This is a genomic window from Noviherbaspirillum sedimenti (assembly GCF_003590835.1).
Classification (GTDB): domain Bacteria; phylum Pseudomonadota; class Gammaproteobacteria; order Burkholderiales; family Burkholderiaceae_D; genus Paucimonas; species Paucimonas sedimenti.
The window spans coordinates 3,945,532-3,966,002 of the sequence record NZ_QYUQ01000002.1; the positions used below are offsets into that span (position 1 = coordinate 3,945,532).

General features: G+C 58.5%; 19 protein-coding genes. 17 read left to right on the forward strand and 2 right to left on the reverse strand.

Translation table 11 applies throughout. The annotated features are described in order from the left end of the window. Position 1: 1 nt before the first annotated feature. From D3878_RS18305 to D3878_RS18385, 17 genes are all read left to right on the forward strand, one after another. A complete protein-coding gene (locus D3878_RS18305) occupies positions 2 to 583 on the forward strand; it encodes a TRAP transporter small permease (RefSeq protein ID WP_119786793.1) in 582 nt (193 codons plus the stop codon). Continuing rightward, the gene (locus D3878_RS18310; RefSeq protein ID WP_119787988.1) at positions 580 to 1,854 is read left to right on the forward strand and encodes a TRAP transporter large permease; all 1,275 of its coding nucleotides are present in this window, start codon (positions 580 to 582) and stop codon (positions 1,852 to 1,854) included. Before D3878_RS18305 ends, D3878_RS18310 begins: the two co-directional genes overlap by 4 nt. 1,028 nt (positions 1,855 to 2,882) lie before the next feature. After that, positions 2,883 to 4,043, forward strand: coding sequence for an ABC transporter substrate-binding protein (locus D3878_RS18320; RefSeq protein ID WP_119786794.1), 1,161 nt, complete (start codon positions 2,883 to 2,885; stop codon positions 4,041 to 4,043). Positions 4,044 to 4,081: 38 nt separating this feature from the next. Continuing rightward, on the forward strand, positions 4,082 to 4,621 hold the full coding sequence (locus D3878_RS18325; RefSeq protein ID WP_119786795.1) for an NAD(P)-dependent oxidoreductase: 540 nt from the start codon (positions 4,082 to 4,084) through the stop codon (positions 4,619 to 4,621). Positions 4,622 to 4,771: 150 nt separating this feature from the next. Continuing rightward, the gene (locus tag D3878_RS18330; RefSeq protein ID WP_119786796.1) at positions 4,772 to 5,932 is read left to right on the forward strand and encodes an ABC transporter substrate-binding protein; all 1,161 of its coding nucleotides are present in this window, start codon (positions 4,772 to 4,774) and stop codon (positions 5,930 to 5,932) included. A 74-nt stretch (positions 5,933 to 6,006) separates the two neighbouring features. Beyond that, a complete protein-coding gene (locus tag D3878_RS18335; RefSeq protein ID WP_119786797.1) occupies positions 6,007 to 6,861 on the forward strand; it encodes a branched-chain amino acid ABC transporter permease in 855 nt (284 codons plus the stop codon). Beyond that, complete coding sequence (locus D3878_RS18340; RefSeq protein WP_119786798.1) at positions 6,858 to 7,778, forward strand: branched-chain amino acid ABC transporter permease; 921 nt, start codon at positions 6,858 to 6,860, stop codon at positions 7,776 to 7,778. The genes D3878_RS18335 and D3878_RS18340 overlap by 4 nt, the downstream gene beginning before the upstream one ends. Continuing rightward, on the forward strand, positions 7,778 to 8,542 hold the full coding sequence (locus tag D3878_RS18345) for an ABC transporter ATP-binding protein (protein WP_119786799.1): 765 nt from the start codon (positions 7,778 to 7,780) through the stop codon (positions 8,540 to 8,542). Before D3878_RS18340 ends, D3878_RS18345 begins: the two co-directional genes overlap by 1 nt. Then, on the forward strand, positions 8,529 to 9,314 hold the full coding sequence (locus D3878_RS18350; RefSeq protein ID WP_119786800.1) for an ABC transporter ATP-binding protein: 786 nt from the start codon (positions 8,529 to 8,531) through the stop codon (positions 9,312 to 9,314). The genes D3878_RS18345 and D3878_RS18350 overlap by 14 nt, the downstream gene beginning before the upstream one ends. Next, entirely contained in the window at positions 9,307 to 10,176 is an 870-nt protein-coding gene (locus D3878_RS18355; RefSeq protein ID WP_233556386.1) for an N-acyl homoserine lactonase family protein, read from the forward strand. Before D3878_RS18350 ends, D3878_RS18355 begins: the two co-directional genes overlap by 8 nt. Positions 10,177 to 10,291: 115 nt before the next feature. After that, on the forward strand, positions 10,292 to 11,452 hold the full coding sequence (locus D3878_RS18360; RefSeq protein ID WP_158592318.1) for an ABC transporter substrate-binding protein: 1,161 nt from the start codon (positions 10,292 to 10,294) through the stop codon (positions 11,450 to 11,452). Positions 11,453 to 11,555: 103 nt separating this feature from the next. Continuing rightward, positions 11,556 to 11,699, forward strand: a complete 144-nt coding sequence (locus D3878_RS23890; protein ID WP_158592319.1) for a hypothetical protein — start codon at positions 11,556 to 11,558, stop codon at positions 11,697 to 11,699. A 106-nt stretch (positions 11,700 to 11,805) separates the two neighbouring features. Then, entirely contained in the window at positions 11,806 to 12,885 is a 1,080-nt protein-coding gene (locus D3878_RS18365) for an alcohol dehydrogenase (RefSeq protein WP_119786803.1), read from the forward strand. Between the two features lie 508 nt (positions 12,886 to 13,393). Next, a complete protein-coding gene (locus tag D3878_RS18370) occupies positions 13,394 to 14,362 on the forward strand; it encodes a Bug family tripartite tricarboxylate transporter substrate binding protein (RefSeq protein ID WP_119786804.1) in 969 nt (322 codons plus the stop codon). Between the two features lie 64 nt (positions 14,363 to 14,426). After that, complete coding sequence (locus D3878_RS18375; protein WP_119786805.1) at positions 14,427 to 15,395, forward strand: Bug family tripartite tricarboxylate transporter substrate binding protein; 969 nt, start codon at positions 14,427 to 14,429, stop codon at positions 15,393 to 15,395. Between the two features lie 59 nt (positions 15,396 to 15,454). After that, positions 15,455 to 16,915, forward strand: coding sequence for an aldehyde dehydrogenase family protein (locus D3878_RS18380; protein WP_158592320.1), 1,461 nt, complete (start codon positions 15,455 to 15,457; stop codon positions 16,913 to 16,915). 23 nt (positions 16,916 to 16,938) lie between these two features. Beyond that, positions 16,939 to 18,072 carry an alcohol dehydrogenase catalytic domain-containing protein gene (locus D3878_RS18385; RefSeq protein ID WP_119786807.1) on the forward strand — a complete coding sequence of 378 codons (1,134 nt, stop codon included), beginning with the start codon at positions 16,939 to 16,941 and terminating at the stop codon, positions 18,070 to 18,072. 55 nt (positions 18,073 to 18,127) lie between these two features. Here D3878_RS18385 and D3878_RS18390 read toward each other — a convergent pair whose 3' ends face one another. Together D3878_RS18390 and D3878_RS18395 are read right to left on the reverse strand one after the other, a co-directional pair. Further along, positions 18,128 to 18,979, reverse strand: a complete 852-nt coding sequence (locus tag D3878_RS18390) for an SDR family NAD(P)-dependent oxidoreductase (protein WP_119786808.1) — start codon at positions 18,977 to 18,979, stop codon at positions 18,128 to 18,130. A gap of 63 nt (positions 18,980 to 19,042) precedes the next feature. Beyond that, positions 19,043 to 20,017 carry an SMP-30/gluconolactonase/LRE family protein gene (locus D3878_RS18395; RefSeq protein ID WP_119786809.1) on the reverse strand — a complete coding sequence of 325 codons (975 nt, stop codon included), beginning with the start codon at positions 20,015 to 20,017 and terminating at the stop codon, positions 19,043 to 19,045. Positions 20,018 to 20,471: the final 454 nt, after the last annotated feature.

Genomic DNA, 20,471 nt, shown 5'->3' on the forward strand with positions numbered 1-20,471 from the left:
TATGACCACACAGATAACTGCAACTGCACACACAACTGCGGAGGCTCGTGGAACGTTCCTTGGAGCACTCCACTTTCTAGAGGACGCGGCCGCGGTCATTGGCGGTTTGATGCTGGTGGCCGCGATGCTCCTGACTTCCGCCGACGCAACCCTTCGATACTTTTTCAATGCCCCGCTGACCTTCAACAGCTATCTCACCGAGAACTATCTAGTAGTTGGCATGATAACAATGTCACTGGCGTATGGCTTTAGGACGGGGGGCTACATCAGGATCGTGTTCCTCGCGACCTATCTGCCGGTCCGAGGGGCGCACCTGCTGTTCCGCGCAGGCCTTGTGGTTAGCGCGGCATACATCGCCGCGCTGGCCTGGTTCGCTGGTCAGCATTTTTGGGCTGCATTTCTGCACGATGAGGTAACGATGGGCGTGATCGACTGGCCGGTTTCCTGGTCGTGGGTCTGGATTCCGATCGGCCTCGGCCTGCTCGCGATTCGGATGCTGGTGATGTCCTTCGACGAGCCAGAGAAACTTCACTATGCAGAGTGGCCACCTACCGATAGCCGTGCATGGGAGGGCGAAGCATGAATATCTTGTTAGGTTTAGTCGTTCTGCTGGTCTTGATGGCCCTTGCGCTGCCGATGGGAGCTGCCCTTGGGCTCGCGGGAGTGATAACTCTCGCCAATACGGTCCCGGCCAGTTCGATCGTGGCGATCATGACCGAGGTCGTCCACTCCAATGTGGCGAGTTCGCTGATGCTTGCCATCCCCATGTTTGTGCTGATGTCGGAGTTCCTTGCCTGCGGCGGCGTCGCAGAAGACCTCCTCCTGTCGTGCAACCGCATGCTGCATCGCGTACGCGGAGGTATGGCGATGGCGTGTATTCTTGCAGGCGCCGTTCATGCGGCGGCGACGGGCAGTAGCACAGCTTCGGCGGCCAGTCTCGCCAAGGCCTCGTTCCCTGCGATGATGAAGGCAGGTTATTCGCCGTCCTTTGCCGTGGGGACCATTTCGGCGGCGGGCACGCTCGCGATCATGATCCCGCCATCCGTGGCATTCCTTCTGTTCGGCCTCGTGACCGAGACGTCAGTCGGGAAGTTGTTCCTCGGTGGCATTATCCCGGGCATCCTGACTGCCTTGGCGTACATGGTAACAATCACGCTCACGCTGCGACTCAAGCCGCAACTTGGTCCGACCCGAACGGAGGAGTTTGGCAAGAAATCCGACAAAGGCGGCCAGCTTCTGCCGATGATGATGCTTATCGTTCTGGTTCTTGGCGGTCTCTACTCGGGTCTTGCCACGCCGACCGAAATTTCAGCAATCGGTGCGCTTGGTGCGCTGGCGATTTCGCTTTGGTCGCGGCGGATGACTAAGCACGGGTTCAATGATGCCGTCGGCACTACGCTTCGCATCACGGGCATGATCGTCTTGATTATAATCGGGGCGCATCTGTTCGGTTACTACATCTCGTTTTCGCAAGTCACGCAGACCATGCTGGGGTGGGTTAGCAACAGCGGCTTGTCGCCGACCTCGGTGATGCTCTTGATTGTGTTCACCTATCTGGTGATGGGCATGTTTATGGATCAGGCTGCGATCATTATCCTTACTGCCCCGATTACCACCTCGCTGATGGTAGGCTTGGGATACGATCCTGTCTGGTGGGGGATCATCATCATCAAGACCGCTGAAATTGGCATGATACACCCGCCGCTGGGCATGGTCACGTTCGTGACTGCAAGGGCAACGAAGGTCGACCTGAAGTCGAGTTTCCTTGGTGTCATTCCATTTCTGATCGCCGAAATGTTCACTTTGGGCCTGCTTATCGCGTTCCCTCAGCTGACGCTTTATTTGGGTGGGTAACGGCACGGCAAGAGCGTTGGGAGTGCGGGAATAGGTCTCAAAGGTACTGCGCTGACTGTCACGTTAGTAAATAGTTAGCACAGTACCACAGCTGTTTGAGGCCGGTGTCCTGCCATGCTGGGAGTAGTCAATCTCTTCGACTTGTCCAAGGATTGCCGGGATAGCAGGTTTGCCGCGCTCAATGGCCTGAATCTGGCTTTTCTCTTCCACACATATTAGCAATGCCTTGTCGGGTGGATTCGGACAAAGGCCCACAAATTCTCGCATCTTCTCGGCAAAGAGCGGATCGGTCGAGAGCTTGAATGACTTGCTGCGATGGGGCAAAAAAACGCACGAGTCAGTTGGAAGATTCCGTAAAAAGGGAATTCCAATTAGCACGATTCAAGATGTCTTCCTGCCGCTGCGACCTCCAAGTGGCTGGTTTGCAGGCTCGCCCTCGAGCGAGCCTGCTTTTTTTATGTGCGCCCAGCATGGGCTCACTCCTGCAGGTGCAAGTCCCGCCGTGAGCTGACCACAGCGAGCGAAGTGAAGCGCAACTGCATGAGGGCAACCGAGTGTGGGAAGGAAGCGTGGAGCATAAATCATGAGCCGAGGTACACGAACCGCATAGAAGGCGCTGCCGGTCAGGGCGAGCGGGCATGAAACCGCGAAACTCTTGTGGTCAAGGGTCAGGCGGCGTAAATACGGCGGAGTGGGGAGATAACGCATGCATGCGCCGGATTCGGCCGCATGCGGCGATTCAATTTGCGAAGCCGGCGTGCGGCCGGACGATTGCTTCCAGCATATTCCTTGCGGTAAACTGCCAACCCAATTCTCACCTCATATCGGAGCTTATCTGGCTCTGCTTTCTCCGGCGTGCTGCATGGAAGTGCAGATGACCGCCGCAACGCTCACGTCAAAGCACAGTGTTCGAAAAACGAGCACGCGGACTCTTGAAAATAGGCATGGACGTCCTGGGGAAGCGATTCCTACACTGAATAAAAATTCAACCCACGGGCCTCAGGCCCGGATACAAACAGGAGACATGCATGAACTTGAAAACGTTTGCAAAGCGCTTTACTGTCGGCCTCGGACTCTCTGCGGGCTTGTTGGCTGGAGCAAGCGCTGAAACGCTGAAGATCGGCGTCATTGCGTCACTCACTGGGCCAGGCGCGCCGTGGGGTCTGGCGACTCAGTATGGCCCCAAGATTCTTGCTGCGGAGGTCAATGCCAAAGGCGGGCTCGATGTCGGCGGCAAGAAGTATCAAGTCGAAGTCATCGCCTACGACGATCAGTACAAGGCGGCCGACGCCGTGGCGGCGTATAACCGTCTTGTGAGGCAAGACGGCGTCAAGTACGTGATCCTCATGAGTTCAGCTTCGACCATGGCGCTGAAGCAGAGCTTCGAGGATGACAAGGTTCTTGCGCTTACCGCTGCTGCGACGTCCAAGGCGATCGATGCGAACACCAAATACATGTTTCGCATAATTACTCCCCCGGCCGATTACGTGCCTCCCCTCATTTCCTGGTTGAAGAACAACGTCAAGGGCAATCGTGTTGTCATTCTTAATCCGAACGACGAAACCGGCTGGGACCAGGCCCAGCTTAGCAACAGGTTTTTCAAGCAGAATAACTATGAGGTGCTTGGCAATGATATGTATGAGCGCACGCAGAAGGATTTTCAGCCGATCTTTACCAAGATTTTTGCCATGAAACCGGAGGTGATCGATCTGGGAGGCACGCCGCCGGCAACGGCGGGCCTCATGCTCCGCCAGGCGCGTGAGCTGGGGTATAAGGGCCTCTTCATGAAAACTGGCGGCGCCGGTCCGAAGGACATCGTCGCAGGCGCTGGCAAGGAAGCGGCTGAAGGCATGGTCAGCGTCCTTTATGCTGACCCGAGCAACGAAGGCTACAAGCGACTCGCCGCGGAATACAAGAAGGCCATTGGCCAGGAGCCGAATGAAATTATCGTGATTTTCTACGATGCTATCAGTGTATTGCTCCAGGCTATTCAAAAGGCGGGCGATGCGCGTGACACGACCAAGGTTGCGGCTGCCTTTGCCCAGGCTCTGCCCATGAAGTCAATACAGGGCGATACGCTCACGCTCGGCGGCAAGGCGACGATAGGTGGCGATCAGCAGATCATGTCGGTCACGTACATTGGCGCCATCAAAAATGGCCAAGCTGTTGTCGTCGGAAAAACCAAATAATAGGAGATTGTCGGCACCGATTCGTTTTACCGAACCGCATGGCAGGTCTATCGCCTGCCAGCGGCCTGTTAAGCAACCAAGAGCTTGGTTCAGTCCGACGTCCTGGCCGGCTCCAGAAGGAGCTTACAATCATGAATATCGGATATATCGGCCTCGGCAATATGGGTGGAGCGCTTGCCAGGCGGCTTCAGCTTCGGCACCCGCTGGTGGTGCACGACCAAAACGAGGCCGCCGTGCAACGCATGGTAGAGCGGGGCGCAAGCCCGGGAGGCAGTTTGGGCGACCTTGCCGCGCGCTGCGACATCATCTTTCTCTACTTGCCAACCTCTGATCACGTGCGCGCTGTCATTTTTGGCGCAAACGGGCTCGCCGGCGCGGCCAAGCCGGGCACGCTGATCGTCGACCAGACCACCGGAGATCCTGCCGCTACCCGCGCCATGGCGGCCGAGTTGGCGGCGTGCGGCCGGGCAATTGCTTGCAGCATATTTCTTGCGGTCAACTGCCAACCCAATTCTCACCTCATATCGGAGCTTATCTGGCTCTGCTTTCTCCGGCGTGCTGCATGGAAGTGCAGATGACCGCCGCAACGCTCACGTCAAAGCCCAGTGTTCGAAAAACGAGCACGCGGACTCTTGAAAATAGGCATGGACGTCCTGCGGCAGCGATTCCTACACTGAATAAAAATTCAACCCACGGGCTTCAGGCCCGGATACAAACAGGAGACATATATGAACTTGAAAACATTTGTAAAGCGCTTTACTGTCGGCCTCGGACTCTCTGCGGCCTTGCTGGCTGGAGCAAGCGCTGAAACGCTGAAGATCGGCGTCATCGCTTCACTCACTGGCCCTGGCGCGCCGTGGGGTCTGGCGACTCAGTATGGCGCCAAGATTCTTGCCTCGGAGGTCAACGCCAAAGGCGGGCTAGATGTCGGCGGCAAGAAGTATCAAGTCGAAGTCATCGCCTACGACGATCAGTACAAGGCGGCCGACGCCGTGGCGGCGTACAACCGCCTGGTGAGGCAAGACGGCGTCAAGTACGTGATCCTCATGAGTTCACCTTCGACCTTGGCACTGAAGCAAAGTATCGAGGATGACAAGGTTGTCGCTTTCACCTCGGCCATCACGCCCAAGGCGATCGATGCGAACACCAAATACATGTTCCGCCTGTACAGCACCCCGATCGATTATGTCCCTTCCTTCGTGACCTGGTTGAAAAACAACGTCAAGGGAAAGCGTGTTGTCATTCTTAATCCGAATGACGAGACAGGCTGGGACCTGACCCAGCTCAGTGAAACGCTGTACAAGGAAAATGGTTTCACGGTAGCGGGCACAGACCTGTACGAGCGTACCCAGAAGGATTTCCAGCCGCTGATTACCAAGGTTCTTTCTATGAAACCGGACCTGATTGAACTCAGCGCGGCCTCGCCTCCGACGGCGGGTCTCATCGTCCGCCAGGCGCGCGAGATGGGTTACAAGGGCGTGTTTGCCAAGAACTCAGGCCCGAGCCCGAATGAGATTGTCGCCGCGTCCGGAAAAGAGGCAGCTGAAGGCATGATTAACCTGCTCTATGTCGATCCGACAAATAGCGGATTCAAGCGCCTCGCTGCTGACTACAAAAAGTTCGTTGGCCAGGAGCCGCACGAGCAGGTCGTGACTTATTACGATGCCGCCAATGTTCTACTTCGCGCCATTCAGATTGCCGGCGACGTGAAGGACACGAGCAAGGTGGCGGCGTCCTTTGCCAAGGCCCTGCCGATGAAGTCGGTACTAGGCGAGGACCTGACCCTCAGCGGCAAAAAAAATGGCGATCTGAATCAGCAGATCCTCACCGTCGATTACGTCGGCGTCATTAAAAATGGCCGACCTGTCGTAGTCGGGAAAGTCAAGTAACCACAAATCCCAATAATCTCCGCCGGGCGGCGCCCAAGCACTGCCCGGCACTGGAATCGAGGCTTGCATCCACTATGATTGAGCAAATCTTTGTCAACGGTCTTCTGGCCAGCCTGATCTATGTGATCATGGCGCTAGGCTTTACGCTGATCTTTGGCATCATGCGTATCGTTAATTTCGCCCATGGCGAGTTTTACATGATGGGGGCAGTCGTCGTGCTGTTCCTCTTCGGGAACCTCGGCTGGCCTTTCTTCATCGCCGCAGCCGCAGGCGGCATCATTACCGCCGCGCTTGGCGTCATCCTTGAGCGCGTCCTGTTCCGGCCGCTGGTCGGCGACGAACTGTCCGGCATGATCATGTCGCTCGCCGTAGGGATCATCCTGCAGTCGCTCGTGCTGATCTCCTTCGGGCCGGCCGAACAGTCGATGGCGCGGCCTTTCTCGGGAACCTGGAGTTTCTTTAGCGCTGTCGTGCCCTGGGACCGGACCGTCGTCGCGCTTTGTGCCGTCGTCATTCTCGCGGTTTTCTATCTGTTCCTGAAATACTCGCGCACCGGACTTGCCATGCAGGCCGTCGCGCAAGACCCGCAAACTTCCAGCCTCATGGGCATCGAGTCCGGCGCGATCTACCTCGCTGCCTTCGGCATTGCCTGTCTTCTTGCCGGACTTGCCGGCGGGCTGATGGCGCCGGTCTACACGGTTGGCCCCTACATGGGGGAACTGCCGATGCTCAAGGCGTTCGTGGTGGTGATCCTCGGCGGGCTCGGGAGTATCCCCGGCGCGGTCATGGGTGGCCTGCTGATCGGTCTGAGCGAGTCCGTTCTCACCACTTTTCTGGGTTCCACCGCGGCACTGATTGCTTCCTTCGTGATCGTGCTGCTTGTCGTCATCACTCGTCCGACTGGTCTGATGGGAAGGAGCGCACGATGAAACCTGTTCACATCTACCTTGTGATCGCCGTACTGGCGCTGCTGCCGTGGACGCTGGATAGCCAGTACGTCTTCCATATTGCCACGATGATCGCCATCATGATCCCGATGGCGCTGGGCATGAACCTGATGCTGAAGATCGGCCAGCTATCGATGGCGCAACCGGCCTTCATGGGTATCGGGGCCTATGGCAGCGCGCTCCTGGCGATCCGCCTTGGCCTGCCGCCAATGCTGGCCCTGTGTTTGAGCGGCATCCTGGCTGCAGTCATCGCCACTATCGTCGGGCCGGTCTTCCTGCGCATCAAGGGCGTCTACTTTGTGCTGCTGACCTATGCTTTCGGGCAGATCATCAACCTGGTGTTCCAGGAATGGACCTCGCTCTTTGGCGGCAATAACGGGCTCTACGGCATTCCGAAGTTTTCGATCTTCGACCTGCGTCTGACGGCAGTCCAGCATTACTACATCTTCGGACTGGTCTTCGCGGCCATCGCCTATGCCGCCATGCGCGCCATTGAACGCTCCGACATCGGTGCGATCTATCAGTCGCTCAACGAGAACGAGATGCTCAGCCGCTCCATCGGTTCCAATGCGCTCGCCTGGCGCATCGCCGCCTTCACCATCAGCGCCTTCACCGCCGGCATCAGCGGCGGGATCTACGCCTTCTATATCGGCTTCCTGTCGCCGGATGCCTTCGGCTTCCGCCTGTCGGTCGATCTGATTGTGATCAATGCGATCGGCGGTGCGCATTCGGTGCTTGGCCCGCTGCTTGGCGCCATCCTCGTCGTGCCGCTGCCAGAGGTGCTGCGCGATGCGCGTCAATATCAACTGCTGATCTATGGCCTGTGCCTGATGGTCTTCCTCATCTTTATCAGGAAAGGCCTTGTGTCCCTGATCCAACGTCAAAGAAAGAGCGCCTGATGGAACGCATACTCGAGGTTCAAGGATTGACCCGCCGCTTCGGCGGCTTGACGGCCGTCTCCAATGTTTCCTTCGCCGTAGAAAAGGGCGAGATCTTCGGCATCATCGGGCCGAACGGCGCCGGCAAGACGACGCTCTTCAACGTGATCGCAGGTCATTTTCAGCCCAGCGCCGGAACGGTGAGTTTTCTCCGTCATGACATTTCCGGCCATTCCAGTGACGAGATCGCGCGGCGCGGTATCGCCCGCACCTTTCAGTCCGTCCATGTCTTTGGCGAGCATACGGTCGCCGAGAACCTGCGCCGGGCTGGCGTGATCCGCCATTGCCACCATCCCTTCGCCTATTTCTCGCCTCAGGCCAGAACGCGAGAGGGCAAGGCAGACCTGAATGAGGTGGCGCGGTTTATCGGACTTGCCGATTATCTCGACAGCCCTGCCGGCAGCCTTGCCTACGGCTTGCAAAAGATTCTGGGCATCGGCATGGCCATGATGGTCTCGCCGCAGCTGCTTCTCATGGATGAGCCTGCGGCAGGTCTCAATCCTTCGGAGAAGAGGGCGGCAGGCATGCTCATTCGCAGGCTGCGCGACGAGCTGGGCATCACCATCCTGATCGTGGAGCACGACATGCCCCTCGTCATGGGCATTTGCGATCGCATCCTGGTCATCAACCGGGGTCAGCAGATTGCACTCGGCTCGCCGGACGAAGTGAAGGCGGATGACTCCGTCATTGAAGCCTACCTTGGAGAAGATTATGAGTTTGCTTGAAGTCACCCACCTCTCCGTTGACTATGGCGGAGTACATGCATTGCGCGACGTATCGGTCAAGGTTCCGGACAAGAGCGTCGTTTCCATCATCGGCGCCAATGGCGCCGGCAAGTCCACGTTGCTCAAGACAATTGTCGGCCTCACCCGGCAGAGCAGCGGAACGGTGCAGCTGGATGGGCAGGACATCTCGCGCTTGAAGCCGCACGAGCGGCTCGACCGCGGTATCGTGCTGTGTCCGGAGGGGCGGCGGCTCTTTCCGGATCTCACGGTCAACGAAAACATCCGGATCGGCGCGTACCGCATGCGCGACAGCAAGAAGTTTCGCCAGCGCCTCGAATTCTTGCACGACATATTTCCGCGTGTCGCGGAGCGCGGCAATCAGATTGCTTCCAGTCTTTCCGGCGGCGAACAGCAGATGGTGGCGATTGCCCGTGCGCTCATCAGCCAGCCGCGCATTCTGATGCTCGATGAGCCGACGCTGGGCCTGGCGCCAAAGCTGATTCTGGAAGTCGCCAAGTTGGTGCAGACGATTAATCGCGAGGGGATCACGGTTGTCATGGTGGAGCAGAATGCCAAGCTGGCGCTGAAGATCTCGGATTATGCGTTCGTGCTGGAAACCGGCTCGGTCACGCTCGAGGGGCGCAGCGCCGACCTTCTGCTGAGCGACAAAGTGCAGAATGCCTATCTCGGAGGGGAAGCTGAACACAAGCCCGCCTCCGATCGGCAGGGCAGCAAGCTGCAAGACGCTTATGTCGAGGGTGCAAATGCCTGATTCTTCGCGCTTGCCAAAAATGGAAACGTCCGAGGACGGCATCTATCAAGTCTATTCGCTGTGCTATGCCCGGGCGCGGTCGCGCCACGTTCACGAAAACTTCATGATCCGCGACATGCATGATGGGCCGATGCCGATGGATTTCAATCTCTGGATCCTGCGCAATGCCCATCGTACCGTTCTCGTCGATACGGGTTTCAGCCAGCGTGCTGCCAACGAGCGCCGCCCGCTCGATTTCGATCCGATCGAGGCGCTTGCCCGCCTCGATATCGATCCGGATGCGATCGAGGATGTCATCATCTCCCACTTGCATTTCGACCATGCCGGCAATATCGACCGTTTTGCCAAGGCACGCTTTCATGTGCAGGATGCCGAGGTCGCTTATGCGACCGGTCGTTGCATGTGCGACCGGACAATGCGCCTGGGCTTCGATGTGGAAGATGTCGTAACACTGGTGAGGCATACCTATGCCGAGCGCGTGTGCTTTCATGACGGGGATGCCACTCCCTTGCCCGGGATCAGTCTTCACGTCTTGCCGGGGCATACCGCCGGCATACAGGCAGTCAGAGTGATGACGCCGCGCGGACCGGTCGTGCTTGCCTCCGATGTGAGCCACTTCTATGCGAATTTCCTGCGGCGTGGGCCTTTCGCGGCGACACTCGATGCCACGGAGACGCTGCGCTCCTATGAAAAATTGAAGGAGATTGCCGGCGCCGTCGAACGCATCATTCCCGGTCACGATCCGAAGGTGCGGATGCTTTATCCGAGCTATACCTTCAACGGCATCGAACTCACCGCGTTGCACGAGGAGCCCAAGCAGCATGACATCAATACGCTTGCTCGCCTCGAGAGTTTTGCATAGGTGGCACGAAATTTCTGCGCCACCTCGTCGTCGACCACGGTACTGAACCCGGATCAAACAGTTAAAAATGATCCAAATTTCAACTTTATCAAAAAATATTTTCAAGGAGACCATCATGAAACTTCAGAAATCTGCAAAAACCTTCGTTGTCGGACTCGGGCTCTCTGTGGGCTTGCTGGCTGGAGCGAGCGCTGAAACACTGAAGATCGGCGTTATCGCCGCGCTTACCGGCGGCGCCGCACCCTGGGGAATGGCGGCGGCGGAGGGGGCGAAAATTGCCGCTGCCGCGGCCAATGCCAAAGGCGGGCTCGATGTGGGCGGCAAGAAGTATCAAGTCGAAGTCGTCGCCTACGATGATCAGTACAAGGCTGCGGACGCCGTGGCGGCGTACAACCGCCTGGTGAGGCAAGACGGCGCCAAGTACGTCATCATCATGTCTTCCGCCGGCGCTCTGGCGCTAAAGCAGAACATCGAGGATGACAAGATCATCGGGCTTACGTCTTCCTATTCGGCCAAGGCCATCGACGCCAACAGCAGATACATGTTCCGCCTGTTTAGCGTGTCATCCGACTACCTTCCTGCCATGATTGGCTGGATGAAAGCCAACTACAAGGAACGCCGGGTCTTCATGCTCAATCCGAACGATGAAACGGGCTGGGACCAGACCCAGGTCAGCGGAAGGCTATTTAAACAAAATGGATATGAGGTCATCGGCCAGGACCTATATGAGCGCACCGTGAAGGATTTTCAGCCGATCTTCACCAAAATCATCGCCATGAAACCGGAGATGATCGACCTGGGAGGTACCCCGCCGGCAACAGCGGGTCTCATGATGCGCCAGGCGCGCGAGATGGGGTATAAGGGCCTCTTCATGAAAACTGGCGGCGCCGGTCCGAGGGACATCGTCGCGGGTGCTGGCAAGGAAGCGGCCGAAGGGATGGTCAGCGTCCTTTATGCTGATCCGAACAACGAGGGTTACAAGCGTCTTGCCGCGGAATACAAGAAGTCTCTTGGCCAGGAGCCGAATGAAATTATTGTAGCCTTCTACGATGCTACCAACGTCCTGCTCCAGGCCATTCAAAAGGCGGGCGATGCCCGCGACACGACCAAGGTTGCGGCTGCCTTTGCCAAGGCGCTGCCCATGAAATCCGCGCAAGGCGACTTGCTGGCGCTTGGCGGCAATACAAGTGCTGGTGCCGGCCAGCAGATCATAAGCACGAATTACATCGGCGTCATTAAAAATGGCCAGCCTGTTGTAGTTGGTAAAGCCAAGTAATCGCAAATAAGCTCCGCCGGGCCGTCGCTCAAGGGCTGGCCCGCATCATTTCGGCCCGGTCGCTAACCTGATTCTCGACATTTCCAAGGACGGGATCGACATCTTGGTCATTGAGCAGAATGCCGAAATCGCCCTCGAAATCGCGGACCGTGCTTACATCCTGGAAGGCGGAACCGTGGTCGCTGAGGACGATGCCAAGACACTCGCGCAAAGCGAGGAGATCCAGAGGGCGTATCTGGGAACCTGAGGTCGGGCCGCTTCACGTGCGAAGGGAACAACAGGGATTTGTCCGGGACCAGGCCTGAAGGCCAGGCGCCGGATCGAGCTAAAAACACTACCAAGGAGATAGTCGTATGAAAATGTGGGCCGTGGTTGGCAGCGGGCAGCCGTTGCAGTATTTCGAAATGGAAAATCCGGAGCCTAATGGAGCGGAAGTCCTGGTGGCAGTCACCCACTGCGGGGTCTGCCACTCCGACCTCCATTTCTGGAGGGGTGAATACGACATGGGGCACGGCAAGCTCATGCGGCTCGTCGATCGCGGCGTGACATTACCCCGTGCGCCTGGCCACGAGGTGGTCGGGCAGGTCGTTGCGGTCGGCCCCGACGCCACGGGCGTCAAGGTAGGTGATCGGCGCATCGTCTACCCCTGGATTGGTTGCGGAAAATGCGCAATGTGCCTTGCCGGCGAGGACAACATGTGTTCCAGCCAGGCCAGCATCGGCGTCGTGCGCCACGGTGGTTTCAGCTCGCACGTTCTCGTTCCCCACTCGCGTTACCTAGTGGACCCCGGCGACCTAGACCCTGCGCTCGCATCGACGTTCGCCTGCTCGGGAATCACCGTGCTTTCGGCCATCAGAAAACTCGGGACCATGGACCCTGACAGCCCGGTGCTGCTTGTGGGGGCAGGAGGCGTTGGCCATGCAGCCATCACCATGCTTCACGCCCTCGGCCATCGCAATATCATCGTGGTCGACGTCGATGAGGCGAAACGCCAGTCGGCGCTTGCTGCAGGGGCGACCGCCGTTGTCGACGGGATGGCCGAAGACGTTACAGCCGAGATTTTCAAGGCAGCAGGAGGCCCCGTTCCGTTTGCGATCGACTTTGTCAATTATTCCAAGACTGCAAAAAGCGCCTTCGAGAGCCTCGCCAAGGGAGGCAAGCTGGTGCTGGTCGGTGTCGGAGGTGGTGAACTCGAGCTGTCGCTAGCTGGCATGGTCTTCACTGCGCGCAGCGTGATGGCTGCCCAGACCGGCACGTTACAAGACCTGAAGGATGTCGTGGCCCTGGCACAGTCCGGCAAGCTAAAACCGATACCCATCGAGCACCTGAAGAGCGATGATGGTAACGAGGCCTTGCTGCGGCTAAAGGCCGGCAAAGTCACCGGTCGGTTGGTTATCGAACGCGACGTCGTGGTCTCTCGGACGACTTCCTAAAGATAGCGGGGATGGCAGCCGGGCGCACACGCGCCCGGCTGCAAACAGACCCGGACCAACTCCTGTTTGGCCTGCTTGTCGTAGCGCCGCCGGTCCGTCGCTCAAGCGCTGGCCCGCATCATTTCGACCCGGTCGAAGCGCTGACGCGCCTCGACCGTTTTCAATTGGCGGCAGCGGTTCCCCTCCCATGTCGATGCACCGAGTTTGGAAAACAGGAACGCGGATTCTTGAAAATGGGCATGGACGTCCTGCAGAGGCATTGCCTACACTTATTGAAAATTCAAATCACGGGACTCTCGCCCGGACACAAACAGGAGACATCATGTACACGAGCAGCTTGGGTTGCACAGTGACGGCCATGCCCGTTACTCTGACAGCCTGCAGGAAGGCTAATATGCTCGTTTATTCCCGCTCCTTATTGCGGTTGCAATGCAGTCAATACGACGTTTTGTTAGAACAATTGCTTTAAACAATCACTATCAAATTCCTAAGCAAAAAGAAGGTCATCATGCCAATCAATCGAAGAAACTTCATTCTTGTCACTTCCGTGTTGTTGTGTATTGGGGGTGGAGTTCAGGCACAGGAAGCGTTTCCTGCCAAACCCATCAAGATCATCGCGCCGTTCGCTCCCGGCAGTTCGGACGTGATTGCCCGCCGTCTCGGTGAACATGCCGGCAAGACGCTGGGCCAGCCCATCGTGGTGGAAAACCGCCCGGGAAGGCAGGGGACAGTAGCATCCCGCGCGGTCGCCAAGGCGAAAAATGATGGTTACACGCTCTTGTTGGGAACAAACTCGACGCACGCAGCCAGTGTGCACATGTTCAAGGAACTGGGATACGATCCGGTCAAGGACTTCACGCCCATCATCCGCTTCTCCATCAATCCTTTGGTGCTGGTGGTGAATGCGGAAATGCCGGTACGGACGCTAAAGGAGTTCATCAAATATGCCAAGGAGCGCCCCGGCAAGCTGAGCTATGGCATGGGAAATTCGGGCAGCCTGGTAGCAGCGCAGATGCTCAAGACACAGGCCGGCATCGATGCCGTGGGCGTCAACTACCCCGGGAACGCCCAGGCGGTAAGCGACTTCGTGGGCGGACGGCTGGATTTCATGGTGACCGATCCGTTGATCGTGAAACCTTTCGTCCAGACTGGCAAGCTGCGCATCCTGGGGCTGACGTCAAAGCAGAGGTTGGCTACGCTTCCGGATGTCGTTCCCATGGCGGAACAGGGGTTGCCGAATTACGAGTACGTGTCATGGGTCGGCCTGTTCGGTCCTGCGGGAATGCCTCCTGATGTCACCCGGCGCCTTCACGATGCGTTTGCCAAGGCATTGGCCGAGCCCGATACAGAGAAATTTCTCGCCGGTATGGGGATGATTACGGCCGGCGCCAGCCCTGCCGAATTCGGCGCCTATGTCCAGGACCAGATCAAGGTCTGGGGACGCCTGACCAAGGATGCGGGCCTGCTGCCTCAGTAAGCCTCCGCGCCCTCCAGACACCGCCCGACGGACGACATGCATATATAACAACAGGAGATAAACCATGAATATCAAACGCAGAAGCCTGCTACTGGCAGCGCTGGCCATGCTGCCACTCACAGGAGCCCTGGCGCAGGCGGATTTCCCCAGCCGTCCGATCAGGCTGGTGATTTCCTTCCCGCCGGGGAGCACCTCGGACTTGCTCGCCCGTCATCTCGGGGAGCATGTCAGCAAGACTCTCGGCCAGCCTGTAGTAGTCGAGTCCAAGCCTGGCGCCCAAGGCGTGATTGCAGCTCGTGCGGTCGTCAATTCTCCCAAGGATGGTTACACGCTGTTTCTGGGCACGAATTCATCGCACGCGGCATATGTTCATTTGATCAAGCAGCCAAAATACGACCCGATCAAGGATTTCACGCCGATCTCGCAGTTCACCGTCAATCCATTGTTGCTGGTTGTGAATGCGCAACTGCCTGTCCATTCGGCGCAGGAATTCGTTAAATATGCCAAGGAGCGCCCCGGCAAGTTGAGCTTCGGTACTGGCAACACGGGTGGTTTGGTTGCCGCGCAATTGCTCAAGGCGCAGGCCGGCATCGATGCGGTGGGGGTCAGCTACCCAGGCACCGCACAAGCGACCACCGACCTCGTCGCGGGCCGGTTGGACTTCATGATGATTGATCCCCTGGTCATCCGATCATTCGTTGAGGTTGGCAAAGTGCGTGTGCTTGGGCTGACATCGACACAAAGGCTGCCCTCCATGCCTGAAGTCACTCCCCTGGCGGAAGCCGGTCTGCCGGGCTACAGCTACGCATCCTGGAGCGGTCTCTTTGGTCCTGCCGGGATGCCGCCGGAGGTTACCCGGCGACTGAGCCAGGCATTCACCAAAGCCGTGACGGATCCCGCTACCGAGAAATACTTCGCGGACTTGGGCTTTATCGCCACCAGTTCCAAGCCCGAGGCTTTCCATGCCTTCGTGCAAGACCAGATCACGGTGTGGGGCCGCCTGACCAAGGAAGCAGGCTTGGTTGCCCAGTAAATCGACCTGCCGGATCACTAATTGGAATTTCCAAGTTAAACATGATAAGGAATGCAAACATGCCTAAAGACAACGCCAATTTAAAACAAAGTTCCGTACACACGGGTTTGTTCATCAATAACCAGGACCGTGCCGGTGAGGGCGATGTCATTCGGGTTATCAGTCCGGTCACCGAAGAACTGGTTGCAGAATTTCGTGGTGCTTCCGTGGAACAGGTCGACGAGGCCGTATCCAGCGCGAAGGCTGCTTTCGAGAGCGGCGTCTGGAAGGATCCGGCGTTCCGCAAGACTGTTCTGCTCAAGTTTGCGGATCTGATCGAAGAGAACCGCGACAAGCTGATGGAAGCGCTGATTTCCGAGATCGGCTCGCCTGTCAACCTGAAGGCGAACCATACCGATACGCCAGCTGCATTCGTGCGCTGGTTCGCGGAGACCGCTACCCGGGATCGTACCCGCCACCTGGGATTCAACAACACCAATACCGCTGTCAGCATGGTCGCTTACCGCCCCATTGGCGTGGTGGCCGCCATCTCGGCATTCAATTACCCGCTGCTGATCGGCGTGACCAAGATCGGGGCGGCCCTGGCAGCGGGCTGCACGACGGTGCTGCTATCGTCGCCTCTGGCGCCTCTGGCGATACTCCTGCTGGGCGATCTCGTTCGCCGTGCCGGAATCCCGCCTGGGGTGGTCAATATCATCGCCGGTGGCGTCGAGGTCGGCCGCGCGCTGACGGAGCATCCGGGTGTCAACAAAGTCAGCTTCACAGGCTCCGTCAATGTGGGGCGGCAGGTCATGCAGCAGGCAGCGGCCGGCCTGCGCAGCGTGGTGCTCGAACTCGGCGGCAAGTCGGCAGCGATCATGCTGCCTGGAGTGGATTACAACAAATACGCCTTCTGGCTGCATGCGCGCTATGCGCGCAATGCCGGGCAGGGCTGCGGCTCGCCGACACGCATCCTGGTCGAGGAATCCCGCTACGAGGAATTCTGCGAGGCCAGCCGCAAGGCCTATGAGCAGATCAAGGTTGGCGATCCGCGCGATCCTGCGACGATTGTCGGGCCGGTGGTTACCTCTGCGAACCGGGACCGCATCGAAGCCAGTGTAGCCCAGGCAGTCGAAGAGGGCGCAACCATCATCGCGGGCGGCGGTCGTCCGAACATCGACAAGGGCTGGTTCCTGAATCCGGTGCTTGTCGGCGGGCTGGACAACCAGGCCAAGCTTGCCCGCGAAGAGATTTTCGGACCTGTTTCAGTGGTGCTGACTTATCGTACAGTCGAAGAGGCGATCCAGATCGCCAATGATTCGGATCTGGGTCTGAAAGCCTATTTGTTCGGTCCGAAGGACCAGTGCCTGAAACTCGTGCCTGAGCTGCGGGTCGGCACGGTGCAGATCAACGGCGGCAGCCCGCTGCGGCCGGATGCTCCGATGATCGGTTACAAGCACAGTGGCGTTGGCGCCGAATGGGGCGAGGATGGCCTGAGGGAGTTCATGCTGCCCCAGCACATCGACTGCTCGTTGAGCTGATATTTTTTGAGGAGTAAGTCAAGATGCGAATGATTGCAGCTGTCATGTACGAGCAGGGCTTGCCGGCGCCCTTTGCCGAAAGTAAGCCGTTCAGGATCGAGGAGGTGGAGCTCGATGGGCCCGGCGAGGGTGAAGTCCTGGTCGAGGTCAGAGGTGCGGGCCTGTGCCACTCCGACTTGTCCGTGATCGAGGGAATGAGAAAGCGTCCTCTTCCAGTCGTTGGTGGGCACGAGGGCGCCGGCATCGTGCAGGAGGTCGGGCGCGGCGTCACCGGCTTCAAGCCCGGGGATCATGTGACACTGGCTGCCGTGGCCGGTTGCGGCCAGTGCCGGTTTTGCCTGGTCGGCCGGCCCGGGCTTTGCCAGGCCGTGAGCGGCGCAAAGGCAGAAGGCTTGCTCGGCAACGGCGCGCGGAGGCTTCGACTGGCCAACGGTGGCCGGCTCAATCACTACAGCGGCATCTCGGTTTTCGCCCAGTATGCTGTGGTGACGCCCCAGTCGCTGATCAAGATCGACCACTCTGTTCCTCTGGACGTCGCTGCGCTCTTCGGTTGCGCGGTCGTGACGGGTGCCGGCGCGGTGTTCAATAGCGCCAAGGTCAAGCCGGGTGCCTCGGTGGCGATTTTCGGACTTGGTGGCGTCGGCCTCACCGCGGTGATGGCGGCCCGCGAGGCGGGTGCTGCCCGGATCATCGGCCTGGATGTACTGCCTGGCAAGTTCGACCTGGCGCGTGCGGTTGGTGCCACCGATTGCTTTGATGTGCGCGATCCGGAGACTATCCAGAAAGTACTCGATCTGACCAACGGCGGTGTTGACCATGCCTTCGAGATCTCGGGTAATCTCGGCGCGCTTGAGATGGCACAGAAGATCACGGTGCGGGGCGGCGAAGTGGTCGGCGTAGGCGTGGGCAAGTCAACTTCCACGTTCACGATTCCGCACCTGCCGTGGGTCTGCGAAGAACGCGTGCTGCGCGGCTCATATATGGGCGGCGGGGTGCCACAGAACGACGTTCCCGTGTACGTGGATATGTACCTGCGTGGGCGGCTCCCCGTCGACAGGCTGCGCAGCGAACATATCGGCTTTGATCGCCTGAACGAAGGATTCGATCTGCTCCATGGCGGCGGGGTCGTGCGGCAGATACTACTGCCACACGGTTGAAGAGTCGCTCGGTGAACTCAGCAGCCGGGCGCGTGTGCGTCCGGCTGCCATCCCCTTATGATGGCTGCATGGGCCTTGACGGCTTCGGGACGAGGGTCATCAGGGTCTGGCTCAGAGCGCCGTCGACGAGGATGTCCTGACCATTTACGTAGCCGGCCCGATCGCTTGCCAGGAATGCGATGACATTGGCCAAGTCCACCGAATCGGCCACGCGACCTGCCGGGACCATCCGCCTGCGCCCCTCGCTGACCTCGGGATCGACATAGGCTGACTCTGTAGCGGACGTTCGTACCAGGCCAGGAGACACGGAGTTGCAACGAACGCGGTGCTCCGCCAGTTCCAGGGCGAGCATGCGCGTCAGCATCAATAATCCGGCCTTGCCAACGCTGTAGGCGCCACCTTGAGGCAGCGGCGTGTGGCCGCAGATGGACGCGACGTTGACGATGCTGCCACCCCGGCCTGCGTCGATCATCTGCCTGCCGAACGTACGCGTGCAGATCAGAGCACCCTTCACGTTGACCGCTTGCATCCGGTCCCATTGATCCAGGTCAGCATCCATCAACGGTCCGGCATAGCCCACCAAGGCTGCGTTATTCACCAGAACCTGGCATGGGCCAAACTCCTGCAGAACCCGCTCAGCGGCAGCGGCAATCTGATCTGTACGCGAAACGTCCGCCGCAAGGCTGATTGCACGTCCTCCGGCACGCTTGATCTCGTCGGCCACCCTGGCCGCAGCGTCCCCGTCACGGTCCAGAACCGCTACGGATGCGCCGTTTGCCGCCAGCTCGCGTGCGGTTCCCTCCCCAATCCCTCTGCCCCCTCCGGTGACGACGCAAACACGACCCGCAAGGTCTAGCCACGCGGGCGTTTCAGCGCGCGTCGATTCAGTCAAGCGAACATCTTCCATCTCAAATCTCCTTCTCAAACTTGTACGGCAGCCGTAACTGACTCACGGAAAGTCATCGTTCGCTCATCGGTGGGAGAGCAGGGTGACACCTTGAGTCAGTCCCCGAGCGCGGAAAATCATTGATCCGCGTCCTCCCAACTCATCCCTGGCGACGATGACAATGTCCCGCGAGCCCGGCACGAATGCCAGGCTAGTGCTCTTCAGAAAGTGATTCTCCTCGCGGCCGGGCAACAAAATCTGACCGATTGGTATGCCGTACGGGCTAAATACGAGGATGCGCCCCTGATGGAACATCGCCACGTAAACGTTGCCGTCAGCGTCGGTGCGCATTGAGTCTGGCGCACGGCCCACGAAATGGTAGGGTATCGTCGTACCGAATCGCGCGACAGTAGCTTCATCTTCCAGGTCAACGCGGTGCAGACGCGAAGCACAAAACTCTGTGGCCCACAGTACCTTGCCATCCGAACTGAGCGCTACTCCATTTGCCGCAGACATGTTCGGCAACACAGGGGTAATGGTCTTGAAATCTGGCGAAACATGAAAGACCCCGCCCGCCGGGTTGGTCGACGTGCCTTTGAAGTCGGTGAAGTAGAACCCGCCCTTGCTGTCGAAGACGAGGTCGTCCGGGACGTAGCCGGCACTCGCCGGCAATATGGTCTGCGGATTGCCCCCGTCGGAGTCCAGTGCAATGACACTGCCGGCCCGAGAATCGCCGATGCCGGCCACGAAGATGCGGCCATCCTTGTGAATGGCGATGCCTGCCGGATGCAGCGCGCTGTCCGTGTAGAGTGTAGTGAGCGTGTGGTCCGGAGACAGGCGAAGGATCCTTCCGCAGTAGACATCAACAAACAGAAGATTGCCTTGCCGGTCATATGCCGGACCTTCAAGGGCTACCAAACCATCCGATACCTTGAAGTAGGGTTCTGCCGTCACCGTAGGAAGGTCCCGTTCGGATGCGGGAATCGGGGTAAGCCCGCGCGTTGCGTTGGTATAAAAAAGCGCACTTTCAGCGCTCGTTCCCAAAGGACTTATATCCATATTTTGTCTCATCTAGTCGGTCAGTCTTGAATCAGTAATGCCAGGTAAAGGCATCATTTCGCTTGGTTATACAGATATCTTATCGTGATAGGAATCGACTTCCCCAATCCGGTCTAGAATGGGCTGCCTACGCCCGCATGCGCTTACCTCGGGACGAAGCAAGCACCAGGAAGGCCGGCGAAAGGGCGCAGTAGCCTGTCTTGCAACCACTTTCTGGCTTAATGTTGGAAGCGCTTATGCGATATGTCTATTGTCTTTTTCGGGAATCCGCTTTCGCGTTTTCCGAAATCCGCCATATCGAATAGCCATGTTCGGAAAATAAGCAGGCCGTGTGCCGAAAAATGCAATGGACTTTGTGCAGGCATGCTTCCTAGACTGAGACCCGCCAAATGAATCTGGCGCATCGCTGACGCAGTCTTGACGAATAACGCCAAATCACGTCCGGAGCCCGTGG

What these genes read in the sequence shown, in the direction of transcription:
- D3878_RS18375 (WP_119786805.1), top strand. Translation starts at nt 14,427, where the DNA reads ATGAATATCAAACGCAGAAGCCTGCTACTGGCAGCGCTGGCCATGCTG.
- D3878_RS18320 (WP_119786794.1), top strand. Translation starts at nt 2,883, where the DNA reads ATGAACTTGAAAACGTTTGCAAAGCGCTTTACTGTCGGCCTCGGACTC.
- D3878_RS18335 (WP_119786797.1), top strand. Translation starts at nt 6,007, where the DNA reads ATGATTGAGCAAATCTTTGTCAACGGTCTTCTGGCCAGCCTGATCTAT.
- D3878_RS18340 (WP_119786798.1), top strand. Translation starts at nt 6,858, where the DNA reads ATGAAACCTGTTCACATCTACCTTGTGATCGCCGTACTGGCGCTGCTG.
- D3878_RS18345 (WP_119786799.1), top strand. Translation starts at nt 7,778, where the DNA reads ATGGAACGCATACTCGAGGTTCAAGGATTGACCCGCCGCTTCGGCGGC.
- D3878_RS18385 (WP_119786807.1), top strand. Translation starts at nt 16,939, where the DNA reads ATGCGAATGATTGCAGCTGTCATGTACGAGCAGGGCTTGCCGGCGCCC.
- D3878_RS18325 (WP_119786795.1), top strand. Translation starts at nt 4,082, where the DNA reads ATGGCAGGTCTATCGCCTGCCAGCGGCCTGTTAAGCAACCAAGAGCTT.
- D3878_RS18390 (WP_119786808.1), bottom strand. Translation starts at nt 18,979, where the DNA reads ATGGAAGATGTTCGCTTGACTGAATCGACGCGCGCTGAAACGCCCGCG.
- D3878_RS18365 (WP_119786803.1), top strand. Translation starts at nt 11,806, where the DNA reads ATGAAAATGTGGGCCGTGGTTGGCAGCGGGCAGCCGTTGCAGTATTTC.
- D3878_RS18305 (WP_119786793.1), top strand. Translation starts at nt 2, where the DNA reads ATGACCACACAGATAACTGCAACTGCACACACAACTGCGGAGGCTCGT.
- D3878_RS18395 (WP_119786809.1), bottom strand. Translation starts at nt 20,017, where the DNA reads ATGGATATAAGTCCTTTGGGAACGAGCGCTGAAAGTGCGCTTTTTTAT.
- D3878_RS18355 (WP_233556386.1), top strand. Translation starts at nt 9,307, where the DNA reads ATGCCTGATTCTTCGCGCTTGCCAAAAATGGAAACGTCCGAGGACGGC.
- D3878_RS18380 (WP_158592320.1), top strand. Translation starts at nt 15,455, where the DNA reads ATGCCTAAAGACAACGCCAATTTAAAACAAAGTTCCGTACACACGGGT.
- D3878_RS18350 (WP_119786800.1), top strand. Translation starts at nt 8,529, where the DNA reads ATGAGTTTGCTTGAAGTCACCCACCTCTCCGTTGACTATGGCGGAGTA.
- D3878_RS18330 (WP_119786796.1), top strand. Translation starts at nt 4,772, where the DNA reads ATGAACTTGAAAACATTTGTAAAGCGCTTTACTGTCGGCCTCGGACTC.
- D3878_RS18310 (WP_119787988.1), top strand. Translation starts at nt 580, where the DNA reads ATGAATATCTTGTTAGGTTTAGTCGTTCTGCTGGTCTTGATGGCCCTT.
- D3878_RS18370 (WP_119786804.1), top strand. Translation starts at nt 13,394, where the DNA reads ATGCCAATCAATCGAAGAAACTTCATTCTTGTCACTTCCGTGTTGTTG.
- D3878_RS18360 (WP_158592318.1), top strand. Translation starts at nt 10,292, where the DNA reads ATGAAACTTCAGAAATCTGCAAAAACCTTCGTTGTCGGACTCGGGCTC.